This is a genomic window from Sphingobium sp. JAI105, assembly GCF_015752145.1.
GTDB classification, from domain to species: domain Bacteria; phylum Pseudomonadota; class Alphaproteobacteria; order Sphingomonadales; family Sphingomonadaceae; genus Sphingobium; species Sphingobium xenophagum.
The window spans coordinates 1,062,095-1,074,627 of the sequence record NZ_JADOUC010000002.1; the positions used below are offsets into that span (position 1 = coordinate 1,062,095).

Annotated in this window: 11 protein-coding genes; 1 reads left to right on the forward strand and 10 read right to left on the reverse strand. The window is 61.5% G+C overall.

All coding sequences use genetic code 11. The annotated features are described in order from the left end of the window. On the reverse strand, window positions 1–660 hold the full coding sequence (locus tag IWY39_RS22285) for an MSMEG_0572/Sll0783 family nitrogen starvation response protein (protein WP_229380617.1): 660 nt from the start codon (window positions 658–660) through the stop codon (window positions 1–3). A 161-nt stretch (window positions 661–821) separates the two neighbouring features. Between IWY39_RS22285 and IWY39_RS22290 the strand changes: the two genes are divergently transcribed. Next, complete coding sequence (locus IWY39_RS22290) at window positions 822–2,201, forward strand: aminotransferase-like domain-containing protein (protein ID WP_107124557.1); 1,380 nt, start codon at window positions 822–824, stop codon at window positions 2,199–2,201. 15 nt (window positions 2,202–2,216) lie between these two features. Here the strand turns inward: IWY39_RS22290 and IWY39_RS22295 are convergent, their stop codons facing one another. The 9 genes from IWY39_RS22295 to IWY39_RS22335 all read right to left on the reverse strand — a co-directional run bounded on the left by IWY39_RS22295 (window position 2,217) and on the right by IWY39_RS22335 (window position 12,515). Next, on the reverse strand, window positions 2,217–3,338 hold the full coding sequence (locus IWY39_RS22295; RefSeq protein ID WP_229380618.1) for an alpha/beta hydrolase: 1,122 nt from the start codon (window positions 3,336–3,338) through the stop codon (window positions 2,217–2,219). Further along, a complete protein-coding gene (locus IWY39_RS22300; RefSeq protein ID WP_331274492.1) occupies window positions 3,338–5,311 on the reverse strand; it encodes a glycoside hydrolase family 3 protein in 1,974 nt (657 codons plus the stop codon). The genes IWY39_RS22295 and IWY39_RS22300 overlap by 1 nt, the downstream gene beginning before the upstream one ends. Window positions 5,312–5,340: 29 nt before the next feature. Continuing rightward, the gene (locus tag IWY39_RS22305) at window positions 5,341–7,776 is read right to left on the reverse strand and encodes a TonB-dependent receptor (RefSeq protein ID WP_229380620.1); all 2,436 of its coding nucleotides are present in this window, start codon (window positions 7,774–7,776) and stop codon (window positions 5,341–5,343) included. A 65-nt stretch (window positions 7,777–7,841) separates the two neighbouring features. Next, window positions 7,842–8,288, reverse strand: coding sequence for a cupin domain-containing protein (locus IWY39_RS22310; protein WP_107124559.1), 447 nt, complete (start codon window positions 8,286–8,288; stop codon window positions 7,842–7,844). 1 nt (window position 8,289) lies between these two features. Beyond that, window positions 8,290–9,492: a 3-oxoadipyl-CoA thiolase gene (gene pcaF, locus IWY39_RS22315; RefSeq protein ID WP_107124560.1), complete on the reverse strand. Its 1,203-nt coding sequence runs from the start codon at window positions 9,490–9,492 to the stop codon at window positions 8,290–8,292. Further along, the gene (locus IWY39_RS22320) at window positions 9,492–10,133 is read right to left on the reverse strand and encodes a 3-oxoacid CoA-transferase subunit B (protein WP_107124561.1); all 642 of its coding nucleotides are present in this window, start codon (window positions 10,131–10,133) and stop codon (window positions 9,492–9,494) included. The genes pcaF and IWY39_RS22320 overlap by 1 nt, the downstream gene beginning before the upstream one ends. Further along, the gene (locus IWY39_RS22325) at window positions 10,130–10,843 is read right to left on the reverse strand and encodes a CoA transferase subunit A (protein WP_107124562.1); all 714 of its coding nucleotides are present in this window, start codon (window positions 10,841–10,843) and stop codon (window positions 10,130–10,132) included. Before IWY39_RS22325 ends, IWY39_RS22320 begins: the two co-directional genes overlap by 4 nt. After that, window positions 10,840–11,727, reverse strand: a complete 888-nt coding sequence (locus IWY39_RS22330; protein ID WP_107124563.1) for an alpha/beta fold hydrolase — start codon at window positions 11,725–11,727, stop codon at window positions 10,840–10,842. Before IWY39_RS22330 ends, IWY39_RS22325 begins: the two co-directional genes overlap by 4 nt. Further along, the gene (locus IWY39_RS22335; RefSeq protein WP_196871714.1) at window positions 11,724–12,515 is read right to left on the reverse strand and encodes a substrate-binding domain-containing protein; all 792 of its coding nucleotides are present in this window, start codon (window positions 12,513–12,515) and stop codon (window positions 11,724–11,726) included. The genes IWY39_RS22330 and IWY39_RS22335 overlap by 4 nt, the downstream gene beginning before the upstream one ends. Window positions 12,516–12,533: the final 18 nt, after the last annotated feature.

The following is a 12,533-nucleotide window of genomic DNA, read 5'->3' on the forward strand; positions in this document are numbered from 1 at the left end:
TCAGAGGGTCCAGGTGTCGAGGATGAAGGCGTTATCGCGGCGGTGCAGCAGGATCAGATCAAGGACATCCTGCGGCGCGATGGGACGAATGCCGGGGATCAGCGCGCCTTCGCCGTGGCCATAGAGCGCCTGGAGGCCGAAACGGCAGGCATAGACCTTGCCTCCCTCCTTCATGAACTTTTCGATCTGGTTATTCATGGCCAGATGGCCTGGGAAGGCTTCGTCGCCAAGCTTGGGAAAGCCGCGCTGCAGCCCGAGGGTAACGCCCGGCCCATACAGGAGCACGGTCGTCTCGAACCCCTTGCGCTGGAGGCGGGTGGCCTGAAGCAAATTCACAAGGCCGATCGAGCCTTCGAAGGCAACGGTATGAAAGGTCACCAGAGCTTTCTCACCAGGCTCGGCCTTCACATCTTCAAAGACCTTCTCCTCGAAATCGACGAGGAAATCACCCTTCTGGTTGGCGGGAACGGTTACGGTGGGCATCGGCTTTCTCCAGATCCTGTTGCTGGCCCCAATGGGGACGCATCCAGACTGGTGAACAGTCATTATGCAGTCAATATTGGCATATTGATATGATATTTGAATGCATTCAATTAGAGCGATGCTGCGCGCCAAATCGCCTTTTTTGGAGACGAACCGTGATAGCGCTTTGCTCGACATACTCCTGAAAGACGCAGCGCTTCCCGAAAATGCCGAAATATTGGGCATTCCTTTGGGCGACTGCCTAAAAATGCGACACTGCATCTCAGCAAGGCGCAAAAGTCCGAATCAAAAGTTGACTGCATATTGACTGCATGATAGTGCAGCGGTCTGGAGATGATATGACGGAAGACTGGAAGCCCGACCTCGCTCGCTATGGCAAGCCTTATTACAGGGCGATCGCTGACGCCGTTGCAGATGATGTCAAGGAAGGGCGATTGAGGGTTTCAGACCGCCTGCCGCCTCAGCGCGACCTTGCACAGCGGCTCGGAATCAATTTCACCACCGTAGCGCGCGGCTATGTCGAGGCGCAAAAGCGCGGCCTGATCGAATCCCGAACCGGACAAGGGACGTTCGTTGCGGGGCAGCCACGGCGGTTGCGTCCCGCGCAAAGACCATCGGTCGTCGACCTGACCATGAATCTAGCGCCCGAACCTGAAGACCGGGCCCTTGTCGACAAGATGCAGGTGGGGATGCAGAGGATAGCGCGAGATCTGCCGACCCTGCTGCGATATCAGGCCTTCGGCGGCACATATGTCCAGCGCGAGGTGGCAGCAAACCTGCTCGCCATGCGTGGGGTCAAGGCAACGCCCGAACAATTGGCGATATGTCCCGGCACCCATCTCGCATTTCAGGCGATCCTCCAGGTTCTTCTGCAACCCGGCGACATCCTTCTCTGCGAAGCGCTGACCTATCCTGGCATCAAGGCCGTTGCGGGGCGACTGGGCCTCCGGTTGATCGGGCTCCCGATCGATAATGACGGGATTGAGCCGGAGGGCTTCGCGCAAGCCTGCCGCGAACATGGGGCTCGCGTGCTTTACGTCAACCCGACCCTGCTCAACCCGACGACATCGACCAGTTCTCTGGCGCGTCGCGAGGCGTTGATCGAAATCGCGCGATGCCATGACGTGACGATTATCGAGGATGATGCCTATGGGCTGTTGCCGCTAAATCCGCCACCCGCGCTTGCCACTTTGGCGCCTGACATCACCTGGTACGTGGCGAGTCTCTCCAAGACTTTGGGCGCGGGCTTGCGCATCGCCTATGTCGTCGCGCCGGACCAGCGCAGGCTCTGGCCAGTCAGCGCCATTTTGCGCACCGCTTCGGTTATGGCGTCGCCGCTGACAACGGCGTTGGCAACCCAATGGATCGAGGATGGAACGGCGCGCCAGATCATTCAGGCGCTTCGACGCGAATGTTCCGCCCGGCAGAAGCTCGTCGCGGATACTCTACCGGCGGGCGCCTATTTCGCTGATGTGGAAGGTTTCCACGTCTGGATGGCTCTGCCCAAGCCATGGCAGCGCTCGGCCTTTGCCGCTCGGATGCGCGCATCGGATCTCAGCGTCGTGGTGAGCGACGCCTTCGCCGTCGGTCAGCCTCCGGTCGAAGCGGTTCGCATTTCACTGGGCGGCGTCTTGAGCAGGGCAGAACTACGTGCCGAACTGGAATTCGTCCGCCACGTCCTTGACGAAGAGGCAATCGGAGGCGTCGACTTCGCCTGAGCCGCCCAAGCGCAATCAGCGAACCCTCTTGTCGAGCCAGTCGGCAATGAGATTGGCGATCGGCGCGTTGTTCTTCTCCAGCATCATGAGATGGCCGTTGCCGTGAATGCCCCGATCTTCCAGCCGGGTGAACGTCACGGGCACGCCGGCCTGTGAGAGATAGCGGGCGGTGCAATGATCATAAGGGGCATGGTAGGATGCTTCGCCAACCACGATCATGACGGGAATGCGCGACAGGTGCGGCAATGTGCGCGGCTTGTCGGTTTGAAGCCAGCAACGGGTCAGATCGGCGCCCTCGGCCACCGATTCCCGTGCGATCGCCAGGTCCGCTGGATCGGAGACGGGCGGATCATAGGTAAGCGGCCCGTAGGCCGGACCCCAAGGCCGCGCCATCTTCTCCGGTGTCTTCCCGTCTGCGGATGCAGGATCGTAAAATGGGGGGCCATTGGGTTCGATTGCCACCACAGCCTTGACGAGATCGGGAAGATCGTCGGCGACTTCCCAGCCGAACGTGCCCGACCGCGAGTGCGTGAGTATCACGGCTGGTCCGATCTTGGCGAGCAGAGCGTCCAGCGCGGCCCGCGCCGTTGCATCGATCTGGTCGCCGGGGGCAGTCACCGTCGGTTGCAGGGAACTGTAGAATTGCTCGAATGTCGGGTCTCCTGGCTTGCCCGAACCTGGCCATTGCGTATGCTTCTGTGCCTGGGGAACGGATGAAGTCGACTTGGGCGCTGTGAACAGGCGTTCGATCTGGGCCGTGCCAATCCTGTTGGCTGGCCCATCGACCGATGGTGTGTAGGGGGAGCGGCCTCGCGCCGGCTGATCCACGACATAGACGGTATAACCACGACGCAGAAAGATGTCCGCCCAGCCTTCGCGCCCGTCGGGCGTGCCGGTGAAGGCGGTGCCATTCTGATAATTCCCATGGACCAGCACGATCGGGGTTGCTTTGCGACGCTTTGCGGGCACGCTATATTCGACATACATGCTGTCGACGCGAACGCTGCCACCATCCTTCTCTATGTCGCGTCCCCCTACATAGAAACTCCCCTTCGCGGACAAGCCCGGAGGAGCGGCCGCCACGGCGGTCGCGGCACCAAGAAGCAGCGGAAGAAGCATCAAACTGGGGCGCATCATCAATTTCCTTTACGAGCAGGAAGGGGCATGCCGCTCAAGGTCAGGCCATAACCGATAGGATAAAGCGGCCTTTCACTGTCGCTCGGCACATCGCTGGCCTGTTTGGAGACGGCGGCTTCCGAGGACGGGATTTCGAACGGCAGACGACCTTCCGGCGGAACCTTGCCGGTCAATGTCGCAAGAAGGGCTTGATCACTTGCTCCAAAATTCGCGATCAACCCGCGCGAAATCGCCGCAACGGGGGTAAGAATGGCAGGCCGGTCGAGATAAACGACGGCGATGGTCGGCACCTTTGCAGCTATGGCGGAGAGCGAGACCAGGGCCGGATCGTCATCAGCCCATGCAAGACTGCCTTCATGCTGCTTGGCGCCGTAGAAATATTGCGGATGTTCGCTCCGCCATGGGGCCACCATCCGCACAAGGGCGATGTCTGCATCCTCGGGCCGGGCAACGGGCACGAGTTTGTACGCTTGCGCGACGGCTGTACTGATGCCGGAAAGATAGACCTTGGTACCCGGTACTACTGGCAGCAACTTGCCTGCCTTGAGCACGGTCAGGGCGCGTGATTGGGCCTTCAGGCCTTCCGCCTGAAACGCTGGAGCGCCAACGATGGTTTGGGCGGCCGCAGGGTCGACATAGGGGTTTTCAAACAGCCCGAGCCGGAATTTCAGTTCGAGAATGCGCTTCACCGATGCATCGACCCGCGCCTCTGGCAATCGCCCTTGCCGCACCGCTTCGACGATCGGTTCGGAATCGGATACGCCACCGAACTGGTTAACGCCCGCCTGGATACCGGCGACGAACCGATCCAGTGGCGAAGCATCTTCCATACCCCAGGCGGTCGAATATCCATCGCGCGAAGGAACGACGCCCTGCGGAAAACCATCGCGGCAGATCGCGCCGCAGTCTTTCGTCACGCCCCAGTCGGACAAGATGATGCCGGTAAAGCCGTAGCGTTTGCGCAGCAGGTCGGTCAGGATATGGCGGCTGAACGCCGTGCCGACAGCAGGGAATCGTTGGCCGCTCTGTCCGCTGATCTTAAGGATCGCATAGGTTGGCATCACACCCGTCACGCCAGCGGCGAAAGCTCCGCGAAAAGCGTCGGCATGCAGCCGGAGCGTATGTTCGTTCAATGACGCATGGCGGCCATACCAATTATGGCCGTCATAGCCCTTGTCGGATGCGCCATAGCCGACCCAGTGCTTGACCACGGCCGAAACGCCGTCACGCGCCAATCCCGATCGACCATGCTGGAAACCACGCACATAGGCGCCAACCAGTCGGGAAACCAGCGCCGGGTCTTCGCCGAACGTCCCGTTGATGCGAGACCAGCGGGGTTCGGTCGCCAGATCCGCCATGGGTGATAGTGTCTGCTGAATGCCTGCGGCGCGATACTCCTGCCTCGCTATGTCAGCAAATCGTTCGACCAGCGCCGTGTCTCCGATCGCCGCAAAACCGGTAGTCTCGGGCCACTTGGAAAATCCGACGGCAGCAACGCTTGCACCGTCCAGCACCTGAAAATGATGGCGGGGGTCGGTGCTGATGGTCAGCGGGATGGCAATTCGCGCCTGCGCGGCAATGGCCTGAAGCGCGTTATTCTGTTCCGCCAAAGCGCGCCCGGGTATAGCCAGGCGGGTAATCACACTGGTGACGTGCTGGTCCGCGATCAATGACGCGGCGGCGGCAAGGTCGTAGCCGTTGCCGCCCGCCTGAAGCGGTGCGGCATCATGCACCATCGTACCGGCCTTTTCCGGCAGCGTCAGGCGGCGGGTCAGGTCGGCGGCGCGTTTGGCCGGCGAAAGCCGCCAGTCCTCGAATGGGGACAGGCGGCCATCACGGTCGAGATCACGAAAGCGCAGCGCCCCGCGAACCAGAACAGGCACGTCCCGGTCAGCAAGAGCGGGTTGCTGCGCAGACATTTTCGTCTGCGCGAGCAAGGATTGGGTGGCGACCCAGCCAAGCAGGGTCGCCACACCGCATGTCATTAGTGAGCGTTTAACGCTCAAAACCGCGCCCCGAAAGTGACGCCCATATAGCGGTCCGCATCCTTGTTGTAATTTGCGATCAGATCCAATGGCGATGCGGTCGTAGCAAGCAAGGAATTGTGGTTGATCGAAGTCAGATAGTTGGTGTCGAACAGGTTCTTGACGAACCCGGTGATCGAGAAACGATTGTCTTCCGTCCGCAGGCCGACGCTCAGGTCGACAAGGGTATAGGAAGGCTGGGTGAGCAGCGGATCCTGCTCGATCGAGAAATTCTGCGCGCTCTGGAAGTTCACGGCTGCCTGAACGAAACCAACCATGGAGGTGCCGGGGATGGTATCTTCGTAGCGCGGCGTGACACTGATGCGCCAGCGTGGCGACGCCGGCAGATCACCGTTGCGCACGTCCTGAAGCGGTCCGGACGTAATCGTCGTACCGTTCACGACGGTCTGACGACGATAGCAGGTGTTGACCGGGAAATTGTTCGTGAAAGGTTGCGCGGCCGCCTGGAATTGCAGAGGGCAGTTCAGGCCACTGATGTTGGCCGTAGCCTTTGCATATGTCACCGAAGCGTTGACGGTGAAGGCTTCGCTTGGACGCAAGGTGGCCTCGACCTCGACACCCTTTGTCCGCGACGATCCGGCGTTGGCCGTAACGAACTGCGTCACGCCGGTGGCCGGGTTGGAACGGTTCGCCTGCACCTGGAGGTTGGTGTAGTCCGACAGGAACAGGGCAATGTTGACACTCAGCGAACGATCGCTTGTCTGCCCCTTGAAGCCGATTTCATAGGCATTGACATGCTCTGGCTGGACAGCCGTCTGGTTGGCGAAGTTGGCCGTGACTTCCGTGTCAAATCCAGGCCCCTTGTAACCGCGCGTATAGGAGCCATAGAATTGGGCCAGGCGGCTGAATTCATACTGCAACCCGGCCTTGCCGGTGACGGCGGTGTCGGTAATGCTGGCGCTTCCAGTCGTCGGGCCATTGCCGGGGAAGGCGACATCGCCCGGCTGGATGGGTGAGATCCGCGTACCACGATTGGAGACTTTCTCACGCTGCACGCGAATGCCGCCAAGCAGCTTCAGCCCGCCGACCACGCGATAGTCCGCCTGACCGAAAGCGGCGATGCTCTCGCCATCGAGATGGGCGTCGCTCCGCGAGGATTGATAGACGGGTGTAACGGCGCAGGGCTGACCAATGACCCCGGCGGTGCAAGTGGCCCGGCGGCGGGTGAAGTTCCGGTCGACATTCAGGTCGGAATAAAAAATGCCCGCGACATAGTTGAGATCGCCACCGCCATTGGATGCGATACGCAGTTCCTGCGTCAGGTTGTTGAGGGCAACCTCGCCACCGCCGGTCGCCCAATGCGCATAGGCAAATGTTGGGCTGATGAACTTGACGGGGAGCGAGGGGATACGATCCACCGACTGGTTGGCGTTGAGATAATAGTCCTGATAGGCCGTGATCGAGGTAATGGTGGCCGGCCCAATGTCCCAATCGCCCTGTAGCGAGACCGTTGTTTGCCGTGAATCGCCGAAGGTCAGCTGCTCGTCATTGATAGCCCGGTTCTTTCGTGAGGCGACTACGGGAGCGGTAAGCTGCGCCACGACGGGGTTGACGGCACTGATCAGCACTTGCGCACAGCAATCAGCCTTTGTGTCGCGATGGTCTGCCGACAGCAGGAAGTTCAGGTTGGAAGACGCTTCCCATTCCAGCTTGCCGCGAACACCCCAGCTCTTGCTGCCATTGACCTTCTTGCCGGTCGCGAATTTATGGGTGATGCCGCCGACGTCATTGTAATATCCGGTCAGGCGAGCGCGCAACATGTCGGAGATAGGACCAGACACGGTGCCGCGGGCGCGATATTCGGCATGCTCGGCGATCGTGACATCGCCGCGCATTTCAAAGTCGCGGGCAGGGCGCGCCGTTGTGATGTTGAGCACGCCCGCCGTCGCGTTGCGGCCAAAAAGCGTGCCTTGCGGACCACGCAGGACTTCAACCCGCTCAAGGTCGGCAAAGTCGGCAAAGCCTTGGGCCTGGCGCGCAGCGACCACGCCGTCGACAACGACTGCCACCGCCGCTTCGACGCCCTGGCTGAACAGTTGCGTACCGATGCCGCGCACGCGGAACGTGGTGTTTGACGGATTGGTGCCCTGCTGGAAAGTCAGCGACGGGACCGCCGCTACGAGGCTCTGGGTGTCATTGATCTGTCGGTCCGACAAAGCCTGACCGCCGATCGCGGTAACGGCCAGCGGAACATCCTGCAGTCGTTCAGTGCGCTTTTGCGCCGTCACGACGATTTCACCACCCGCGTCGGCCGAGTCCGACGCTGTAGCCCCCTGTCCTTCGGACGCGGTGGCGGCGACCTCCTGGTCGCCTGCTCCTGCGGCACCGGATTCTGCCGCGGTCGCGGCATTGGCCGACATGGCGACGGCTAGTGACAGGACCAGCGCTGTCATGACACTTGATATCTCATGCAAAAACTCCCTTTCTCGTTCATTATCGAATATGTTATTGTTATTTATCAATTAGTTGGGATATCGACTTCCAGGAACACGACTGGCTCGGCGCCGTTGTTGACCAAGGCGTGATCACGCCGAAAACTGCTGTTGGATTGCCCGGCCGTGAAGCTGTGCGGCAGGTCGTCGCCAGCCAGGAACTCGGTCAACGTGCCGCTCAGGACGTAGGAAACCGACGGACGATCCTGATGGCTATGCATGGGCAGGACACCGCCAGGTGCAATCGTCACCTTTCGCATCCGCAACGTCCGGCGACCGCCGCCCCCGAAGTCTTCGGGAAGATCGACGCGACCGGTTTCGATGTTGGAGATCCCAGAACGCTCGGCCGGAAGGTCGGCAAGCGACCTGATCTGCTTCGGGCCGGTGCCGGAAGCGCTCGCTACCAGTGCATGCGGTGCAAGAGCCACTGTTGTGACCAGTGCCGCCCGCAGGATGAAGTGGGTAAAAATCATATCACACTCGCTCCAGAATTGCGGCGATGCCCTGGCCGACGCCGATGCACATGAAGATCAGCGCACGGCGGCTATCCGTGATGCTCAGTTGCTGGGTTGCGGTCAGCGCAAGGCGCGCGCCGGACATGCCCAACGGATGTCCGAGCGCGATCGCACCACCGTTTGGATTGACCCGCGGATCGGCCGGATCGACCCCCAGTTCGCGGAGCGTAGCGATGGCCTGGCTGGCGAACGCCTCGTTGAGTTCGATGATGTCCATATCGCCCATGGTGAGGCCCGTGCGGTCGAAAAGCCGCCGCGCGGCTGCGACCGGGCCCACACCCATGATCCGGGGCGCCACGCCCGCCGAGGCCATGGCCACGATACGAGCGCGCGGGATAAGCCCATGCCGGGCTGCGGCGGATTCAGAGGCTATCAGCATCGCCGCTGCGCCATCGTTCAGGCCAGAGGCATTGCCTGCGGTGACCGTCCCGTCCTCTCGGACCACGGACTTGAGCCGCGCCAGCGCTTCCATATTTGTCGCGCGCGGATGCTCGTCCACAGTAACGACAAGCGCTTCGCCCTTGCGCTGAGGAATGGTTACGGGAACAATCTCAGCCGCCAGTCGCCCATTGGCCTGAGCAACTGCGGCCTTTTCCTGGCTGGCGAGGGCAAAAATGTCCTGTTCTTCCCGGCCGATGCCCCATTGGGCGGCGACATTCTCTGCCGTCTGCGGCATCGTGTCGACGCCATGGGTTGCACGCATGATCGGGTTTATGAAGCGCCAGCCCAGCGTGGTATCCTCGATGGACTGGGTCCGATCGAACGCAGCACCCGCCTTCCCGACGACGAACGGCGCGCGCGTCATGCTTTCGACGCCGCCCGCCAGCATCAAATCGGCATCGCCGCTCCGGATCGCGCGCGCGGCGGACCCGACAGCATCCAGACCCGACCCGCATAGCCGGTTGACCGTTGAACCAGGCACTTCGACCGGTAATCCCGCCAGCAGGACGGCCATGCGCGCCACGTTGCGATTGTCCTCGCCCGCTTGATTGGCGCAGCCGAAAACCGCGTCGTCCAATGCGGAAAAATCGACACCGGGGTTGCGTTCAGCGAGGGCGCGGATCGGGATTGCCGCCAGATCGTCTGCGCGAACGGAAGAAAGTCCGCCGTTCAGACGTCCGATGGGCGTGCGCACGGCGTCACAGATGAAGGCATGCGCCATCAGAGCAGCGCTCCGATTTCGAGGGGCGCGGCAGTCTTGGCGCGCACCTCGTCCACCCCAATACCCGGAGCCAGTTCGATCAGCCGCAGGCCGGGCTTTTCGCAGGCGATCACGGCAGGGTCGGTAACCACAAGGTCGACGCACCCCTTGCCCGTCAGCGGCAATGTGCAATCCGGCAGAATTTTCGGGTCGCCAGCCTTGTTGACATGGTCCATCACGACGACGACCCGGCGCACCCCGGCCACAAGGTCCATCGCGCCGCCCATGCCCTTGACCATCTTGCCGGGAATGGTCCAGTTCGCGATGTCGCCGGCTGCGCTTACTTCCATGGCGCCCAGCACGGCCATGTCGATATGCCCGCCGCGGATCATCGCGAAACTGTCCGCAGAGGAGAAGAAGCTGGACGTGGGCAGAGCCGTGATAGTCTGTTTGCCTGCGTTGATAAGGTCTGGGTCTGCCTCGCCTTCGTAAGGGAAGGGGCCCATGCCCAGCATTCCGTTTTCAGACTGGAGTGTGACGGCCATGCCGTAGGGGATGTGGTTGGCGACGAGCGTCGGTATCCCGATGCCCAGGTTGACATAATATCCGTCGCGCAACTCCTGAGCCGCGCGGGCCGCCATCTGCTCTCTGGACCAGCTCATGCTGCGATGTCCCTTGAGCGTGTGGTCAGCTTCTCGATACGCTTCTCGTTGATAGTGCTAAGGACAATGCGATCGACATAGATTCCGGGCGTGTGGATCGCGTCGGGATCGAAAGCGCCGGCGGGCACGAATTCCTCGACTTCGACCACGGTCGTCCGGGCTGCGGTCGCCATGTTCGGGTTGAAGTTGCGTGCCGTCTTGCGGAACATGAGGTTGCCCTCAGGATCTGCTCGCCAAGCCTTGATGATCGCAAGGTCCGCGCGCAGCCATGTCTCCCGAACATAATCCTGGCCTTCAAATGTTTCGACAGGCTTGCCTTCGGCCACGATCGTGCCCACCCCAGTCCGGGTATAGAAAGCCGGGATGCCTGCACCGCCCGCGCGGATGCGTTCGGCCAGCGTTCCTTGCGGGTTGAGTTCCAGTTCCAACTCGCCGGAGAGATAGAGTTGCTCGAACAACCTGTTCTCGCCGACATAGCTGGAGATCATCTTGCCGACCTGGCGGCTCTCTAGCAGCATCCAGAGGCCGAAGCCGTCTGCCCCGGCATTGTTGGATATGACAGTCAGTCCGGTCATGCCGCTTGCGCGGATTTCGGGGATCAGGCTTTCTGGATTGCCGGACAGGCCAAAGCCGCCCGACATGACGGTCATCCCGTCGAACAGAAGGCCATCGAGTGCCGCTGCCGGGGTTGGAAAGAGTTTGCCGCTCATTTGCTGTAGACCCTTTTCGCAAAGGCCGCGATCGCATCCGCCATCGCTTTGGGCTGTTCGGGCGCCATTGCGTGACCGGCATTCTTGATGACGACGACCGTCACCCGGTCGCCCAGCATGCTTTTCAAAACCCCGGAGAAGCGGCGCGGCGCAACCGTGTCCTTTTCCGCTTGCAGGTCGAGAATGGGAGCAGTGCCAGCGGCGAAATAATCGTCGACCGGCGTATTGTTGCGCGCATAGCCTTGGGCGTCGTGCGTTTCCTTGTGCCAGCCACCCAACCACACGCGCGGATCGTTGCCGGGCGCGAAAAACGCCTTGCGCAAATATGCAAGCCGCTGTTCCTCTGGCAGTTCGGTGTGGCTGGGACCATCGATCGCCTCGCGCATCTCGGCATTGATCGGCTTTTCGGTGGAACCGGCAGGCACCTTCCCTGCGGATGCAGCGGCCAGCACTACGCCGCGCACCAGATCGGGCCGATCGGCCGCAAGCTGTCGCGCCGGGAAATTCCCCCAGGCATGACCGACCACGACCACGGGGCCAGCCTTTTCATGCTCCACGACGGCAGCCACATCCCGCGCAAAATCATGGATCGAAAGCTTTTCCATCGGCCCTTTGCTCTGGCCGATGCCGCGCGGTTCGGGCCTGACCACCCGGAAGCCCAGTTTCTGCAGGCGCGCGGCAACGTTGTCATAGTCGCGCCCCGACCGTCCCAGCGACGGCAGCATGACGATAATCGGACCCCGTCCCTGGCTTCGAACCTCGATCTGGACATTGTCGTAGCGGACGATGTCCGTTCGTACGCTAGGGGCAGCGACCGCCGCCGGTGCGGCCAATGTCGATACGACTGCGATCGGCGCGCAAAGCTGGCGCAGCAGAGTGGTCATCGTCTTTCTCCTGAAGGCTTGGCATTCTCTAGGCCGCTCGCCTCAAGCAGCGGCCGTGCCTCGGGGCTGGCGAGGAAGGTCAGGAAGGCGCGGGCTTTGGCGCGATGGCGCGACTGGCTGGCAACCGCCCCGGCGAAGGATGTCACTTTCTGGATTTCTTCTGGCAGAGGGCCGAGAAATTCGACGCCAGGGGTAACCTTGAGTTCGCTGACCTGCTGCATACCGATGTCGGCCTCGCCACGGGCCAATAGGTCACCGACCAGTTCCTTGCCCGCCGCGACCACAGCCTTCGGCTTGACTTGCGCGGCAATGCCCAGCCGATCCAGAAGAGTGCCGCTGATGTAGACGCCGCTTGCACCCTGCGAATATGCGAAACGCGGTGCGGCCAACAGTGCGGCCCGAAAGGCATCCACGGTTGAAATATCCGGCCGCGCCTTTCCTGCAGGGACAGCTACGCCAATGCGTGAAATGGCCACCACGCGCTTTGATGCTGGATCGAAACGGCTATCCGTCATCAACGATTTCAGCGCGTCTTCAGACACCACCGTCACGTCCATCGGTTCGCCCGCCTTCAAGCGTTCCGGGATGGATTCTGGCGATGCGCCGAACGAAGGCCCATAAACGATCAAGAGCCTGTTGCCGGTCTTTCTCTCATAGGCAGGCTTGATCGCCTTCATGGCGCCCTGAAGCGCGCCCGTCGCGATGACGTGGATGTCTTCGGCACCTGCGACTGTCGCGTTGAAGAGGGAAACCCCGACGACCAGGCACATCACCAGCGCCTTTCGCACCGTACCGCTCTTGCGCGA

Coding starts and splice junctions, on each gene's coding strand:
- IWY39_RS22285 (WP_229380617.1), bottom strand. CDS start 660: ATGTCGAGCAAAGCGCTATCACGGTTCGTCTCCAAAAAAGGCGATTTG.
- IWY39_RS22290 (WP_107124557.1), top strand. CDS start 822: ATGACGGAAGACTGGAAGCCCGACCTCGCTCGCTATGGCAAGCCTTAT.
- IWY39_RS22295 (WP_229380618.1), bottom strand. CDS start 3,338: ATGATGCGCCCCAGTTTGATGCTTCTTCCGCTGCTTCTTGGTGCCGCG.
- IWY39_RS22305 (WP_229380620.1), bottom strand. CDS start 7,776: ATGACAGCGCTGGTCCTGTCACTAGCCGTCGCCATGTCGGCCAATGCC.
- IWY39_RS22310 (WP_107124559.1), bottom strand. CDS start 8,288: ATGATTTTTACCCACTTCATCCTGCGGGCGGCACTGGTCACAACAGTG.
- pcaF (WP_107124560.1), bottom strand. CDS start 9,492: ATGGCGCATGCCTTCATCTGTGACGCCGTGCGCACGCCCATCGGACGT.
- IWY39_RS22320 (WP_107124561.1), bottom strand. CDS start 10,133: ATGAGCTGGTCCAGAGAGCAGATGGCGGCCCGCGCGGCTCAGGAGTTG.
- IWY39_RS22325 (WP_107124562.1), bottom strand. CDS start 10,843: ATGAGCGGCAAACTCTTTCCAACCCCGGCAGCGGCACTCGATGGCCTT.
- IWY39_RS22330 (WP_107124563.1), bottom strand. CDS start 11,727: ATGACCACTCTGCTGCGCCAGCTTTGCGCGCCGATCGCAGTCGTATCG.